Genomic DNA, 15,770 nt, shown 5'->3' on the forward strand with positions numbered 1-15,770 from the left:
ATTGGGCAAGCCGAACGACTGATTTGTCATCGACTGCTTGCGGAACTCATTCCTGCCAAACTTTCCATCATTCACTCGACAGTTATGGATTATCGACTCCTGAACAGCTAAAACATTGACAGTTGTCGATATGTGAAAGTCGTCTGTTGATCCATCGATGATTTCATCACGTCAGACCGATTTCGACATCTGAATCACAACTCTGGCAGTCAACCGCATGACAGATCAGACGTGCCAGAAAACAGTTTGTAGAAGGGTTTTCATCGAGATGTACCAGTCTGTATGGCCTTCGTTAACGTTTTCTTTGTGTCTGCTTGCGTCAACGTCAGCGAATGCTGGCGAAGCGGTTCTTGTAGAAGCACCACCTGAGAAGTCGGCCGGAATCGTGGTGGCCAATCTTGAGCAAACCCCGGCGAAACAGCCGGCTCAAACGGCCGCAGCAAAGCAACCACCAGCTGCTCCAGTGAAGCAGCCTGTCCGTTTTGTACGCATTGAACTGCCCGGCGAAAAACGCATTCTCACTTTGGCAGAAGTTGAAGTCTTCAGCGCGGGGAAAAACATCGCCCGCGAGGGAAAAGCCACACAGTCGAGCACTCATGGCGATGGGGTGGCTTCCCGGGCTGTGGATGGCAACAAACACCCCGATTGGAGCAAAGGGGGGCAGACTCACACTTCTGATGATGGAGAGCAGCAACCCTGGTGGGAACTCGATCTCGGCAAGCCAGCCAACATTGAGAAGATTGCTGTCTGGAACCGCACTGGTTTTGAAAACCGTCTGTCAGGCTTCTCTCTGATATTGCTTGATGCCGATCGCAAGGAACTCTTTCGTAAGGCCGATATTGCTGCTCCTCAAGGCCTCGAAATTGACCTCGGCAAAAGTGGTGAACTCCGCTATCTCGCTTACGATGGCAAGCCCGGCAAAGCGATGCCGAAGGGCGGGGACTCTTCTTCAGGGGCATCTGCTGAACCGCCATTAGCCAATGTCCCGGCTGATTATCGAGACCCCGTCCCTTTTGCCCTTCAGAAAGACGATGTCGTCGCCATTCTGGGCAACGGATTGGCGGATCGCATGCAGCACGATGGCTGGCTGGAGACGCTCCTTCAGTCTCAACTCGTGGGGAAAAACGTGCGCATTCGCGATATGAGTGCCAGCGGCGACCGTCCCTACAGCTTTCCAAGAAGTTCCGGCCAGATCTCGATCACTTCATATTTGCAGCATGTTAAACCCACTGTCGTTTTTGCATTCTTTGGCTACAACGAATCTTTTGATACCAAGCCCGAAGAGTACAAGCGGCAACTCCTCGAGTTTGTCAAAAAGACCCGTGGAGCTAAGCCGGATGGTAAGGATTTCCCAAGGATTGTCCTCTTCAGCCCGATTGCACAGGAAGATACCGGCAATCCGAATGTCCCCGACGGCCGCGCTCAGAACGTGCGCCTGGCGGCTTTGACGCGTGCGACACAAGAGGCTGCCCAGGAAGCTGGTGTCGCCTTTATCGATCTTTTCCATCCATCGTTGAAACTGTATGAGAAGGCCTCGCAGCCGCTCACGATCAACAGTGTGCATCTGACGGAAGAAGGGAATCGTCAACTGGCGGAAGTGATTGCTTCTGAACTTCTGGGCAAGCCTGTCAGTTCGTCACAGGCTTCGGAAAAGTTACGCCAGGCTGTCCTCGATAAGAACCTGCATTGGTGGAATCGCTATCGAGCCTCGGATGGCAACGATGTCTGGGGAAGTCGTTCGACGTTGACGTTCGTCAATAATCAAAGCAACGCCGATGTTTTGAAGCCTGAACTCGAGATGCTCGATGTGATGACAGCCAACCGCGATGAAGTGGTCTGGGCTCGTGCCGCAGGGAAAGACAAAGCGGTCGATGACAGCAATGTTCCGCCGGCGGTGCCTGTTATTTCGAATGTGGGTGGTGGGAGCAAAAGCTCCAGTGCCATGAAGGAAGGCACACTCAGTTACATCAGCGGTGAAGAGGGGTTGAAGCAGCTGGCTGTTGCGAAAGGATTCGAAGTCAGTCTCTTCGCCGATGAGCAGCGATTTCCACAGTTGGTGAATCCTGTCCAGTTGCAGTTCGATACGAAAGATCGACTCTGGGCAGCGGTCTGGCCAACCTATCCCAAGTGGGAACCACATCAGGAAATGACCGATGCGTTGATTATCCTGCACGATGACAACGGCGATGGTGTGGCTGATCGTTCAACCGAGTTTGCCAAAGTTCAGAATCCTCTGGGTTTTGAGTTCTGGAATGACGGGGTCATCGTCACCTGTCAGTCGGAACTGCTGTTCCTGCAGGATACCAATGGCGACGATTTGGCTGATCGCCGGATCACGTTGCTGCAGGGGCTGGATTCTTCCGATACTCACCATGGTGCCAACAATCTGATCTATGGCCCGGATGGTGGAATCTACTGGCAGAGCGGTGTCTTCATGGTGCACAACCACGAGCATCCTTGGGGGCCTTCGCTGCAATCGACGGCTTCAGCCATGTACCGGTTTGATCCACGACGATTTACGATCTCCATGCATGCAATCAATTCTCCCAATCCCCACGGGACATCTTTCGATTACTGGGGCTATCAGTACGCGACAGATGGAACGGGTGGAAATGCCTATCAGGTTCGACCCGAAGGCAATGGATTCAAGATGCACCAACTCCTGAAGAAGGAAGTGCGTCCTGTCACTGCCAGTGAGATCGTCAGCAGTTCGCATTTCCCCGAATCGATGCAGGGCGATTTCCTCATCTGCAACGTGATTGGCTTTCTGGGCATTAAGCATTACGACCTGGAACGTAATCCCGAAACAGGAACGGTCTGGGGTGAGCCTGCCGGCGATCAGCTCACGGTGACAGTCACTAATGCCAATGGAAGCAAAACCGAAGACAAGTCGCGTGGCCTGTTAATGAGCGGCGACAAGAACTTCAGACCCTCGGATGCCATTTTCGCACCTGATGGCACGCTCTACTTTGCTGACTGGCACAATGCGATTATCGGTCACATGCAGCACAACGTGCGCGATCCTAATCGCGATCATTCGCATGGCAGGATCTATCGCGTGAAAGCGGTGGATCGACCACTGCAGAAACCAGTGCCCATCGATGGCCAGCCGATTGCCAAACTGCTCGATAACCTCAAATCGCCGGTCGATGGCATTCGTCATCGTACACGAGTGGAATTGAGCGAGCGTGATTCGAAAGAAGTCATTGCAGCTACGAAAGAGTGGATCAAGCAGTTCGACCCGAACAAGCGGGAAGATGCCCATCATCTGCTGGAAGCTCTCTGGCTGCATCAGCAGCACAACGTCAAGGATCTGCAGCTTCTGGAAATGGTGTTGAATTCGCCTGAGCCTCATGCCCGCAATGCCGCCAAGACGGTCAAGCATTTCTGGTTCAACGTCGAGAAGACTTTGCGCGGTGGCATTGTCGCAGGTGCGGAACTCGCCTCGTCACAGAAGTCAGGCATCTTGAGCGACACGCCCGAGCTGACCACAATTCGCATCGCGACGATTCCCGAGAAGATGATGTACGATGTGAAAGAACTCACCGTGAAGCCGGGCAAGAAGGTGAGGCTCAAGTTCGCGAATTACGACTTTATGCCCCACAACATTCTTCTGGTCAAACCCGGCACGGCTGATGATGTTGGAATTGCGGCGATCAACCTTGGCGCACGCGGATTTGATAAAGGCTTCGTGCCTGAAAGTACCGATATCCTCTGGCACAGCTCGCTGGTCGATTTTGGTCAGGAACAGGTCATTGAGTTCACTGCTCCTACCGAAGAAGGGGCTTATCCTTACATCTGCTCGTTCCCCGGTCATCATCGACTCATGCGGGGCATGCTGTTTGTGACGAATGATCTCAAGGCGTTTCTGGCGAAGAATCCGCAGCAGGAGATCAAAGTGACCGAGTGGAAGCTCGACGACTTTGCCGCCGATCTGAAGCGAGTCAGTCAGCATCGCAACTTCGCCGAAGGGAAAAAGCACTTTACGACCTTAGGCTGTGTGCAATGCCACCGTCTTGGCAAAGACGAATCAACTGCAACACCTGCACTTGATGGCATTGCTCAGGCCGTTGGGCCGAACATCGATGAAGTGGTCAAGAAGTACAAACGCGATCCGAATGTGCTGTTGCGAGAAATTCTCGAATCTTCCCGTAACATCGACGAGAAGTACCGTCAGGTTGTCGTGGTGCTCGATGATGGAAAGTCTTATACAGGCGTTGTCGCGGCGGAAGACAATAACACGTTAACGCTGCTCGCCGGTAGCCCGCCCAAGCGCGTTGATATTCCCAAGAAGTCGATTGATGACCGCGTCGCTTCTCCAGTTTCCATCATGCCCAGTGGCTTGCTGAATACGCTCGACAAAGAGCAGATTCTGGATTTGATGGCCTATCTATTGGCCGCAGGGAATGCGCACGATTCCGCCTTCCACCATGGGCATTAATCGCTGACGGGATAAGGCTGGCCATGATCTTGTCTTTGATGATGGCCAGCCTGTTTTCCTTTCGGGATAGCCATCGGTTTGAGAGTGGTATCATCCATAGCGGATTGGTGACATTGTGACGATTCGTTCAAAGGCCCTTGCCATGCCGCTCTATCTAGCGATGACGCTATTGATTCTGCTGATTGGAAGTCCATGGGTGCAGGCGGCACCTCCGAATATCGTCATTCTGTACGCGGATGATATGGGCTATGGCGATCTTCACATTCAGAATCCAGAGTCCCGGATCCCCACACCACATCTTGACCGACTCGCCCGACAAGGGACTCGCTTTACCGATGCCCACAGTTCGTCTGGCATCTGTACGCCCAGTCGATATGCACTATTGCAGGGGCGATATCACTGGCGCAAGTTTCACGGCATCGTGAACTCGTTCGACCCTCCCGTGCTTGACGATGAAAAGCTGACGATTGCCGAACTTTTGAAAACCAAGGGATACCGAACGGCCTGTATCGGTAAATGGCACCTGGGCTGGGATTGGAATGCCATTAAGAAACAAGGTGTAAAACCGACTGACAAAGCCGGTTTTGCCGCTGATGCTTTTGACTGGAGCCAACCCATTCCGGGTGGGCCACGATCACACGGGTTTGACTACTACTTTGGCGATGACGTCCCGAACTTTCCGCCCTATGCCTGGTTTGAGAATGATCGTGTCATCACGACACCGACCGTCACTTTAAAAACGACAGCACCCACTGCAGAAGGAAGCTGGGAGGCTCGGCCGGGCCCGGCTGTTCAAGACTGGGATTTCTGGGCTGTCATGCCCACACTCACGCAAAAAGCCGAGCAGTGGATCAGCGAGCAGAAAGCCGATCAACCGTTCTTTCTCTACTTCCCTTTCACTTCGCCGCATGCCCCGATTGTGCCGACATCGGATTTCACAGGTAAATCACAGGCTGGTGGCTATGGCGACTTTATGTTCCAGACAGACGACACGGTCGGCCGCGTGCTGGCGGCTCTTGAGAAGCATGGGTTTTCGGAAAATACACTCGTGATTTTCACGGCTGATAATGGCCCTGAGCGCTACGCTTACGATCGGATTCGAAACTTTGGTCATCGCAGCATGGGCCCACTGCGCGGGCTGAAACGCGACATCTGGGAAGGTGGACATCGTGTGCCGATGATTGTCCGCTGGCCGGGTGTAGTCCCCGCTGAAAAGGTGTGTGATGAACTCATCAGTCAGATCGATCTCTTCGCAACCATTGCGGCTGTTGTTGATGCAGAAATCGCTCCAGGCTCCGCAGAAGACAGCTACAATCAACTGGAATTGCTCAAAGGGACTGGTTCCAGTGCTCGCCAGACTCTGGTTCACAACACGAATCCCAAAGGCTATGCCCTCCGGCATGGTGACTGGGTACTGATCGACGCCAAAACTGGTGCGGTCAGTCAGGTTCCCAAGTGGTTCGATGAAGCCAATGGTTACACCAGCCACTCATTGCCGGGTGAACTCTATAACTTGAAGGACGACCTCGCTCAGCGTCAGAATCTGTATGCTGAGAATCCTGAAAAAGTTGCTGAGTTGAAAGCTCTACTCGGAAAAATTCAGGCCCAGGGCCAGGTTCGCTGACCTTCTTTTCAAATGATCCCGGTTTGGTGATCTCCGTATAAGTTTATCACTGCTGTTGGAGACCGGGAGTAACCGCCAGCAGCAGCTTCAATTGCGTTCACAGATTGACGCTGTTGATTCCTCGCGTGGAATGGCTTTTACTGGTAATGCGTGGTGCTGAAGATTTGCAGTTCCAGTACTTCAGCTAACCTTCGACATGGTGCATGATTCCATCCGATTGAAAGTGACTTGAGTGGAGACTTTGGCGGAGCCAACTTCTGCAACGAAAGGTGATCTGCAGCTCCTGGTGGCTGGTGAAACCCTGCGGTTACTTCCAGAAAAAGCCATCTATTGGGAGCGATGCTCGACATTACTGGTCGCTGATACCCACTGGGGCAAGGCAGCCAGTTTTCGGGCTGCCTCGATTCCCATCCCCCAGGGAACGACTCAGGCCGATCTGGAACGACTGAGCCAGGTCATCGAGCGAACTCACGCCACTCGCCTGATCGTGCTGGGCGACTTATTGCACAGCCGCGAGGGAAGATCGGCGGCGACATTCGAGAAAGTCACGCAGTGGCGCCGAAGACACGAAAATCTCCGCATCGAACTCATTCAGGGGAACCATGACCTGCAGGCGGGATTGCCACTGGCTGACTGGAAGATCGTTGTCGCACGTCCTCCCGTTATCGAATTGCCTTTTGTCTGGCAGCATGAGCCAATGCCTCACGCTGAGGGGTTTGTTCTGGCGGGGCATATTCATCCTTCAATTGTACTGAAGGGTCTGGCCCGGCAAACACTGCGGCTGCCGTGCTTTCATCTGCAGCAGAACCAGTTAACGCTCCCGGCCTTCAGCAGTTTCGCTGGTGGGTACAACATTAAGCCTGGCCGGGGAGATCGGATCTTTCCCGTGGCTGACACAGGCGTTGTCGAAATTCCTTGCAATTGATTGTCAGGCTGAATTTTCCAAGCCACACTTGTGCCATGCTTGCGGCTCGGAGCTGTCTATTACACACATCTTTTGCCGAAAGGCGTTTTGACGTGTGGCTGGGGTCAAACGTCTTCGTTTGCCCCCAGTTCTTTGGACTCTGATCGTTTTTGACGAACTGCATGAAAAGTCATGAATCTATGTGTCGGATGCATTTGCGCTGGGGAACTTTGTTGACCAGGGGGCGGATGAAGACATCCGACCCCTGCCACCCGGGCAAGAACCACGCCCTTCCGCACGGTCTTGATTTTGTGGGCTCCTGGGTCGTGCTACCCATGGGTGGGTGAAAAGTTGCGTGTCATAGACAGCAGCTCGGAGCAAGCATGCTTGGTAGACTTCCTGCACTATTGGTTTCTGGGAATGGCGATCATCCAAAAGCCAACGAAAAAGTCCGACCTCAACATTCAGAGTCGAGGTCGGACTTTTTATTCATCAGCGTCGCTGAAAGATATTCAGCCAGCAGTGAGTTATTCAGCAACTGCGAGGCTAGGCACGTTGACTGCGGTCACCTTGATCTGGGTGTGCTTCTGGCGGTGACCTGTATGACGCTTGCTGCTCTTGCGGCGGCGGAGCTTCTGAATTTCCAGCTTAGGCCCTTTGAAGAGGCTGTTCACCACTTCGGCTGTGACCGTGGCACCCGACAAGGCTGGAGTGCCAATCAGGCTGTCAGCACCACCGTTGGCCAGCAGCACCTTATCAAAAGTCAGCACGTCACCCAGATTGGCTTCCTTGCGGTAATCAACCACAAGCACATCGCCCACCGAAACGCGATACTGACGGCTACCATCTTCGAAAATTGCAAAAACCATTTCATGACTCCCGGGGCGGTGCACCAGCCAGCCCGTCTCTGATGTTCAGTCTTTGTCCAGTCAAGGTGCAACTGGCACTTTTTCAAGTGGAAACGGAGTTTTAACCGACTAGCGACGCGCTTTCGAGTCTTCCGGGGAAGAAAAGCGAATCTCGGTTCCCGATTCACTCGTACAGAAGAATCGCAAATGTTCAGGTGTCACATTCGAGAGTGAGTTGATGCTGATCGCAACTTCATACTGCTCTTCGAGTTGGCTGATTTCTCGTCGCTTTTTGTTGTTCAGGTAAGCTCCCACGCGTTCCTGAACATCGACGACAATTCTCGTCACTTCCTGATGGTTGGCATGGAACATGAGTAGCCGCATGACCTCAATCGCCATGCTTTCGGCAGTCTTGACCTGACCAGTTCCGGCACAGCAGGGGCAGTCTTCGTAGACACTGCGGCGAAGCGAAGGGCGAATCCGCTGCCTTGTCATTTCCACAAGACCAAAGGGGCTGGTCCTGAGAATCTTGGTACGGGCACGATCGCGGGCCACGGCATCAGCCAATGCTCGCTCAACACCCCGGCGATGACGTTCTTCACGCATATCGATGAAGTCGTTAACGATCACGCCACCCAAATCGCGGAGACGAATCTGCCGGGCGATTTCTTCGGCTGCGCGCAGATTCATCTGGTAAGCGTTTTCCTCGGCATTTTCATCCTGACGGAAGCTGCCGCTGTTGACGTCGATGGCCACCAGTGCTTCCGTCTGATCGATGACAATCGATCCGCCACCTTTAAGCGGAACGTGACGCCGCTGAATGCGGGCAATTTCTTCTTCGACACCATGCTTATGGAAGAGCGGCTCTTTACCGTCGTAGAGCTGCACTCGATCGACAGCTCGGGGCAAGACGATCTTCATGAACTCTTTGGCCCGTTCATAGGCCCGAGGTTCATCGATCCAGATATTCTCAATTTCGCTGTTGTAGATGTCGCGAATCGTGCGGATCATCATGTCGCTCTCCTCGTAGATATCCACGGGAGCGGGGAATTTCCGAATTCGCTTGACGATCACGTTCCACAATCGCAGCAGATAGTTCATGTCGCGCTGCAGGTCTTTCTGCGAGCGATCAATCCCTGCTGTGCGAATGATAAATCCAAGGCCCTCCGGAGGGCTCAATTCTTTAAGCTGCTGGCGCAATCGGCGTCGAATCGAGTCATCACCAATTTTGCGACTGACTCCCACACGCTGCAAACCGGGCATCAAGACCAGGTATCGCCCGGGGATACTGATGTAAGTCGAAAGGGTTGGGCCTTTGTTGCCAATCCCTTCTTTAATGACTTGAATAAGGACTTCACTGCCCCGGCGAAAGATCTCCTGGATGGGAGGCTTGCCGCGGGATGTCCGATCCAGTCCACGTGGAGCCCGCGGACGACCACGAGGCTTTTCATCCTCTTCGTCGTCATCGTCATCGAAGCTTTCGTCGGGACCGTCGACCAGATGCTTATAGTACTGGTACTCAACATCGCTGACGTGGAGGAAGCCATTGCGGCCAACGCCAAAATCAACAAAGGCCGCTTGAATACTGGGCTCGATATTAACAATCCGGCCCTTATAGATGTTGCCGACATAGTTCTCGAGACTGTTACGCTCAACATATAACTCTTCGAGAACGCCATCTTCGAGAATGGCAATTCGGCTTTCCTCCGGCTGGAGGACGTTCATCAGCATTTCTTTACGCATGGATGACCTTTCAAGGGTCATCCGCATGTCAACACGACAGACCGACCATCAGTCCCCGGCAACATTGCCTGGATTCTTCAACTGACAACCATGTTCGATTTCGACCTGTCCAACCAGGGTAGCCTTGAATGCCAAGGCTGCCGGCTGATTCCTGCCATCTCAAAGCCATCTGACCAATTCTCGCTTCGAAACGACGAAGGCGATATTGTCTGATGTCAGGCACTGTATCCCTCTTATGCGAACTCTCGAAATCCATTGGGAACTGCTGCATTTGCAGGGCAGGCAGTATCGACACCGGTTTCGTCGAGTAAAAAACAGAAGAAGAATTTCCGAAGGGTTGCTGGTGGTGCAGGTTGTCTCGAAGCAGAACGGGCCTGTTCCTGCGATTGCAGTCAGACCGGAACGAACAGAGAGCAAACACCACCGGGCCCTGCCCGGAGGCAGTCCACAACCGAAGGGAAGTGCAATTCGAGCAAAGATTGGAAGGACAGTGCACAGAAATCAGGGCCGCTTTTGCTGGCCGACCGTATGCACTGGCGACGCCAATCCCGTGTGCAGGAAGACAACCATTCCTTAAAGAGACGTAACAGCCCGTAGGCACTTTTCTCTGCACATCGCAGAGTGCCGGGGCATCGTCATCAGCAGGAGACTGGAGAGACAGGTTGTTCACATGCGGACTAACTAGAGGAATAACCTTCTTTGGCCCGGTCGTTCGCACCAAAGCCACTAAACAAAACTCAATGATCTTTAACTGTTTTACGGACTTCGAACTCTCCCGAATGGGATCATGCAATGGCAAGGCAACTCTCGGTGCTAGTGCATCATTCCTGCATTCGGCTCTTCAGAGATCACAGACTTCCGAAAGTATGTCAGAAAATCAAAAACACAAAACCTGATTACGCTGGCGATTCTGGCGACAACTTCCGGTGCTCTCCGCGAAGAAAGCTTTCCACATCGTTCGCTGTTTCCATTCGCAAAACGCGATTTGCCAGGTTTTCTGCTTTTGAAATTGTGAGCTTACGGATCAGCTCTTTGATTTCCGGAATCAGATGGGGTGTCACACTCAGTTGCCTGAGGCCTAACCCCACCAGAAGCGGAACAAAAAGCGGATCAGAACTCATTTGACCACATACTGATACAGGAATTCCCCGGCTTTGGCCAGCCTTGACCACAATTTGAATCAGCCGAATGATCGCCGGATCGCCGGCCCGATACAAATTGGCAATCCTCGGATCGCCGCGATCAGAGGCCAGCGTGTACTGAATCAGATCGTTGGTTCCGATGGAAAAAAAGTCGACTTCGCGGGCAAACTGCTCGGCCATAATCGCTGCTGACGGGACTTCCATCATCATGCCGACCGGGATGTCACGTCGATAGGCAATCCCTTGTTCTTCCAGATCTTCAAGGACATCTCCCAGGATCATTTTCGCTTGCCGCAGTTCCAGTAATGTGGAAATGAGCGGGAACATGATGCGGAGATCACCATGACAGGCAGCTCGTGCAATCGCACGAAGCTGAGTGCGAAAGAGATCCAGATGCTGCAGGCTGAGACGGATACTTCTCAAACTCAGTGCTGGATTCACCCCTTCCGGATATTCCATGCGGAAGCCAATCGGGAGTTTATCTGCTCCCAGATCGAGAGTGCGAATGACGACTGGACGATCGGGAAACGCTTTCAGCACTTCGCAATACGAGCGGTAATGATCTTCTTCTGTAGGCTCGGCACTCGCATCCAGATAGAGAAACTCGGTGCGATACAGGCCAATTCCTTCGCCACCCCGCTGACGGGCCGAGGCCGCTTCGTGCGGAAATTCAATATTGCCGTAAAGTGAAATTCCGACGCCATCGAGTGTGACGCTCGGCAGAGTGCGGATCGCTTCCAGGCGATTGGAAAAGTTGCGGTGTTCCTGCTCAACCGCACGGTATCGAGCCAGAGTTTCTGCATCAGGATCAATAATGACAGCACCGTGGCTGCCATCAATAATAACGGTGTCTGCTCCGGCAACATCCGATAGGAAATTCCCCACTCCCACCACAGCCGGGAGTTCCAGCGCGCCGGCCAGAATGGCTGTATGGCTGGTGGTACCGCCAACTTCCGTCGCAAACCCAAGAACATAGGCTTTATCGAGGCTCGCGGTCTCACTGGGAGTCAGGTTATGTGCGAGGATCAGTACTGGCGCCTGGATATTTCGCAGTTCTTCCCGCCGTTCTCCCAGCAATTGCCGGAGAACTCGCTTTTCGAGATCAAAAATATCGGTCGCACGCTCAGCCAGATAAGGGACACCAAGATTCTGAAACTTCTTGGCGTACTGACGGAACACGCGGCTGACGGCAAATTCGGGTGAGAAGCATTTCTGCCGGACGAGCAATTCGATTTCGTCGACAATCCGATGATCCTGCACCATCATCAGATGAGCTGTGAAAATCGCTGCATACTGTTTGCCGAGACGCTCGCGGGCGACACGCTCGTTTTCTTCAATTTCTGTGCAGACGGCCTGCAGCGAGATGCGAAAGCGATTAATTTCAGCATCGACGGCTGAAACACTCACGAAGCGTTGAGGAATTCGAAAAGACTCAGCCCCGAGCACCATCGACTGACCAATGGCTACTCCTGGAGAGACGGCAATCCCGTGTTTCACCAGCATGCCGTCCAATCCTCCATCGATCCAATTATCAGAAGAGACACTCAATTGCAGAGAATTTTCCTCCGCATGAGTCATGCAGGAGGAATTTATCAGGACGAGGCACTGACCAGATCATACTCGAACAGGTGTAGAATCGCTTCCACTGCCTCAGGAGCGTCATCACCAGTGACTTCCAGCGTCAGTTCGGCTCCCGGGCCGGCTGCCAGGGTCATCAGATCGAGTACGCTTTTGGCATCGGCTCGTACGGAACCTTTTGTCAGCCAGACTTGCGAACGAAACTTCAAAGCCGCCTGAGCCACACGGGAACAAGGGCTCAAATGGAGTCCATGCTCTGTTCGTACGATGACATTTCTGCGGTGAATCATCTGGCTCATACCGGCTGCTCCTTTCAGCAACACGGATCAGATCAGTAACACGAATCGGATCAATGATGATCTCGCCAGGTTTTTCAGGCATCTGTCAGCAAGTACCGGTCAGGGTCTTCTCTCCAACAGATTTTGCTCCCAAGGAAATGATTCCTGGTCAAAAAACTAGATTTCGTTGTTGTCTGCTTCCTTAAGCAACTCAAGAACCGCTTCGTGTGTCTTCGATTGCCTCAAAAACTTGCAGAAGTTGTCATTCCTGAGATGCCGGGAAATATTTTCCAATCCACGAAGATGATCGCCCGGACGATCAGGCGGCGAGATCAGCAAAAACATGATGTAGACCGATTCGCCATCAAGGCTTGCAAAATCTACGCCAGTGTGAGAAAGGGCCACTGTGGCAATCAGTCGATCCACCGAAGGATGCTTCGTGTGAGGCACAGCCACACCACGGCCAATCCCGGTGGAACCAAGCTCTTCACGCTTGAGAATTGCCGATACAATCCCCTCTTCATCGCTGGCCGGTACTACTCCCGACTGACAGAGGCTGGACACCATTGCTCGAATGGCCGCCTCTTTGGTTGTTGCCTGAAGATCGGGCACAATTGCCGCAGGAACAACGAAGTCGCACAACTTCATGAAACACCTCTGCTTCGGACAACCGGACCCGTTGGACTTTGGCCCAGCCGGGAATATGACAAAAACGGAAAACGTATCAAGCGTTTTGACAAGCAGCTTTGCACTCGACTGACGTCGTGTGATGAAACTCCAGTCCTTACCTCATTCTGGTACCGCAATTAAGTACCACTATCAACTCCTGCAACGAAACAGTGTGCCCAGATGGCGAGTGCAATTCCATCCAGAGGCCGCACTTTCTCTTTTTCTCTGATGACGATTGTTCGTTCAGGAACTGATCATCAACGAGTGATGCTGATTATTTCTCACCTTCAGCAGGGAGCGTGGCCACATCGGCGGCAGTCGGCCCCCCCTTATGATCCTGCACTTTTTCCTTATATTTATGAATCTGCTGCTCCATCTTGTGCAGAGCGGCATAGAAGACGGGAATCACTTCGTCGCCTGTATCTGTGGCCACAAAGTCGTGCTTGTGCTCTGCATCCACCAGGATTTCCACAGTCGCCCTGTGATGCTCGAAACTTACGGTGACATTGATCGAAGTCACTCGGGCGAAGTAGGTCAACAGCTTTTCGGACTTTTCGCGAATCAACTCTTGAGCTTCGGGACTGATCGAACCATGTCGGCTCGTAATCGCTATTTGCACGGTTGAAAACTCCTCAAGAGCGACAGCGGCTCGTCACTCAAAATCCTGTAATCACTCACATCTTCCAACGAACCTGTGTCTGGAGGCATCCAAAACAAACGGCATTGATGCAACCAAGCACAGCCATCCTGCGGGTTCGACTTTCGACTCACTGAAACAATGTTCGCCGATTGTATTGGCAGTCGAACTTGCGTCAATGCAAATCAGCGATTGCAACTCAATGCCAATTCTTCAGTTGCAACTTGCTCTCCTTGAGCAACCTGGCGTCAGCGACTGCTCGATCAACGTCCCATCACCGTTTTATGGTGCATTTCAGTCTCAGTGAGATCCACCTGGCTGGAAAGAATAGATCCCCTTACCACTGCCAGTGACTGTCATGAAATAGACCTCACCTTTTTCGTCTTCTCCAAAGCTCACAACAGGGAGCTGTTGACTGGGAATGAGATGATTGCCCACAACTTTCTGAGCCTTGCTGTCGTAATCCAGTGCCCACAGCTTGCCCGAAACGTAATCGGCATAGAGGTACTTCCCCTGCAATTCGGGTACTTTTTCGCCGCGATAGACAAATCCACCGGTAATGGATTTTCCCACATCATGGTTGTATTCGAAGATCGGGTCGATCATCCCCTGGCTGCTGCGATTTCCATTTTTCCCAAATGGATGCAAACCCTCACGGACACTCCAGCCGTAGTTGCCACCTTTCTGAATGATGTCGATCTCTTCCCACAGATTCTGACCGACATCGGCTGCCCAGAGGACTCCTGTCGCTCGATCAAATGCCATCCGCCAGACGTTTCTCAATCCCAGTGCATAAATCTCGGGACGGGCACCAGCCTTTTTGACAAATGGATTGTCAGCCGGGATCGCGTAAGCCTTCCCTGCTTCCCGCTGATTCACATCAATCCGGAGAATCTTCCCCAGCCATGTTTCCAGGTTCTGGCCGTTATTGTGAGGATCACCACCACTGCCACCATCACCTAAAGCGATATACAGGTAACCGTCGGGACCAAAGGCAATTGTTCCACCGTTGTGATTCCAGTAAGGCTGCGGAATTCGCAGGATTTCTTCTTCACTTGCCAGATCAACCGTTTGTGGCTGAGTTCCTTTGGCTTTGAACCGGGAAACCACAGAGGTGTGAGGGGCGTCTTTCGTGGTGTAATACACAAAGAGTTCCCCGTTTTCACGAAAGTTCGGGTGGAACGCCATCCCGAGAAATCCTTCTTCGTTCTCTTTGTCTTTATAGACCACTTTCGAACTAAGATCGAAGAGGATGTGCGACTTTTGCTTCGCCTGCGTATTCTCAATCACATGCACCACACCTTGCTGTGTGGGGACCACAATCCGGTTAGATCCATCGCCAAAGTTGGTCAGCAGAATCGGGCGAAATGTCTGCGAAAGACCATCTTCACTGACCGCTTCCCAACCCGACCATTCCACGTTCTCAAAAACCGGGACAACCTTGACTGGCAGTGCTTTTGTGGAAATTGCCTCTTCTGCTGCGGGACTGCTGGATATCCAGGCCTCTCCGGCACACAGGGTGGTTAACAATGCCATCACAAACAAACCGTATCGATTCTGAATCAGCATATCTGTTCCCTGGATAGAAGCCGTCGTTACTGATGGCGCGTCATTGAATCGCAGGCGATCAGGCCCGGGCAGTTCCTTGAATCACTTGAAGCAGGCTTGATCTCAACAAGAAATGCAGGCTCCTGCAAGCCGGTACCGGAGATTGAGAAGCACTCTGTTGATATGGGTGGTATTGACACGACTCGAAAATCAATGTCGCGCGTTACAAAGGCAAGTGCCTGGGTGAAAGTGATGTTCACACACAGGCACTTGAAGATGGACTCTATTCTGTTGGCTTCTGCCTTGATCTGACTGTCGAAACCAGAGTCGACCGATCAGTCACAGGGAATCGGATTGC

Annotated in this window: 10 protein-coding genes; 3 read left to right on the forward strand and 7 right to left on the reverse strand. The window is 52.6% G+C overall.

Translation table 11 applies throughout. From position 1 onward, the window contains the following. Nucleotides 1-268: 268 nt before the first annotated feature. The 3 genes from PLIM_RS01825 (at nucleotide 269) to pdeM (ending at nucleotide 6,990) form a co-directional block, all read left to right on the forward strand. Nucleotides 269-4,441 carry a PVC-type heme-binding CxxCH protein gene (locus tag PLIM_RS01825; RefSeq protein ID WP_013108635.1) on the forward strand — a complete coding sequence of 1,391 codons (4,173 nt, stop codon included), beginning with the start codon at nucleotides 269-271 and terminating at the stop codon, nucleotides 4,439-4,441. Nucleotides 4,442-4,583: 142 nt separating this feature from the next. After that, nucleotides 4,584-6,065, forward strand: coding sequence for a sulfatase family protein (locus tag PLIM_RS01830; RefSeq protein WP_013108636.1), 1,482 nt, complete (start codon nucleotides 4,584-4,586; stop codon nucleotides 6,063-6,065). Nucleotides 6,066-6,297: 232 nt separating this feature from the next. Then, complete coding sequence (pdeM, locus tag PLIM_RS01835; protein WP_230849374.1) at nucleotides 6,298-6,990, forward strand: ligase-associated DNA damage response endonuclease PdeM; 693 nt, start codon at nucleotides 6,298-6,300, stop codon at nucleotides 6,988-6,990. Nucleotides 6,991-7,496: 506 nt separating this feature from the next. Here the strand turns inward: pdeM and rplU are convergent. The 7 genes from rplU to PLIM_RS01875 form a co-directional block, all read right to left on the reverse strand. Beyond that, entirely contained in the window at nucleotides 7,497-7,838 is a 342-nt protein-coding gene (gene rplU / locus PLIM_RS01840) for a 50S ribosomal protein L21 (RefSeq protein WP_013108638.1), read from the reverse strand. Between the two features lie 108 nt (nucleotides 7,839-7,946). Then, nucleotides 7,947-9,560, reverse strand: a complete 1,614-nt coding sequence (locus PLIM_RS01845) for an Rne/Rng family ribonuclease (RefSeq protein ID WP_013108639.1) — start codon at nucleotides 9,558-9,560, stop codon at nucleotides 7,947-7,949. A gap of 896 nt (nucleotides 9,561-10,456) precedes the next feature. Beyond that, nucleotides 10,457-12,205, reverse strand: coding sequence for a phosphoenolpyruvate--protein phosphotransferase (gene ptsP, locus PLIM_RS01855; RefSeq protein ID WP_013108641.1), 1,749 nt, complete (start codon nucleotides 12,203-12,205; stop codon nucleotides 10,457-10,459). A gap of 89 nt (nucleotides 12,206-12,294) precedes the next feature. Beyond that, nucleotides 12,295-12,579, reverse strand: coding sequence for an HPr family phosphocarrier protein (locus PLIM_RS01860; RefSeq protein WP_013108642.1), 285 nt, complete (start codon nucleotides 12,577-12,579; stop codon nucleotides 12,295-12,297). Nucleotides 12,580-12,735: 156 nt separating this feature from the next. Continuing rightward, the gene (locus tag PLIM_RS01865) at nucleotides 12,736-13,206 is read right to left on the reverse strand and encodes a PTS sugar transporter subunit IIA (RefSeq protein WP_013108643.1); all 471 of its coding nucleotides are present in this window, start codon (nucleotides 13,204-13,206) and stop codon (nucleotides 12,736-12,738) included. A 295-nt stretch (nucleotides 13,207-13,501) separates the two neighbouring features. After that, nucleotides 13,502-13,846 carry a ribosome hibernation-promoting factor, HPF/YfiA family gene (gene hpf / locus PLIM_RS01870; RefSeq protein WP_013108644.1) on the reverse strand — a complete coding sequence of 115 codons (345 nt, stop codon included), beginning with the start codon at nucleotides 13,844-13,846 and terminating at the stop codon, nucleotides 13,502-13,504. A gap of 318 nt (nucleotides 13,847-14,164) precedes the next feature. After that, complete coding sequence (locus PLIM_RS01875; RefSeq protein WP_013108645.1) at nucleotides 14,165-15,433, reverse strand: PQQ-dependent sugar dehydrogenase; 1,269 nt, start codon at nucleotides 15,431-15,433, stop codon at nucleotides 14,165-14,167. Nucleotides 15,434-15,770: the final 337 nt, after the last annotated feature.

Origin of the sequence: Planctopirus limnophila DSM 3776 (genome assembly GCF_000092105.1) — a bacterium.
Classification (GTDB): domain Bacteria; phylum Planctomycetota; class Planctomycetia; order Planctomycetales; family Planctomycetaceae; genus Planctopirus; species Planctopirus limnophila.

What these genes read in the sequence shown, in the direction of transcription:
- PLIM_RS01860 (WP_013108642.1), bottom strand. Translation starts at nt 12,579, where the DNA reads ATGAGCCAGATGATTCACCGCAGAAATGTCATCGTACGAACAGAGCAT.
- PLIM_RS01845 (WP_013108639.1), bottom strand. Translation starts at nt 9,560, where the DNA reads ATGCGTAAAGAAATGCTGATGAACGTCCTCCAGCCGGAGGAAAGCCGA.
- rplU (WP_013108638.1), bottom strand. Translation starts at nt 7,838, where the DNA reads ATGGTTTTTGCAATTTTCGAAGATGGTAGCCGTCAGTATCGCGTTTCG.
- PLIM_RS01825 (WP_013108635.1), top strand. Translation starts at nt 269, where the DNA reads ATGTACCAGTCTGTATGGCCTTCGTTAACGTTTTCTTTGTGTCTGCTT.
- PLIM_RS01830 (WP_013108636.1), top strand. Translation starts at nt 4,584, where the DNA reads ATGCCGCTCTATCTAGCGATGACGCTATTGATTCTGCTGATTGGAAGT.
- PLIM_RS01875 (WP_013108645.1), bottom strand. Translation starts at nt 15,433, where the DNA reads ATGCTGATTCAGAATCGATACGGTTTGTTTGTGATGGCATTGTTAACC.
- ptsP (WP_013108641.1), bottom strand. Translation starts at nt 12,205, where the DNA reads ATGCTGGTGAAACACGGGATTGCCGTCTCTCCAGGAGTAGCCATTGGT.
- PLIM_RS01865 (WP_013108643.1), bottom strand. Translation starts at nt 13,206, where the DNA reads ATGAAGTTGTGCGACTTCGTTGTTCCTGCGGCAATTGTGCCCGATCTT.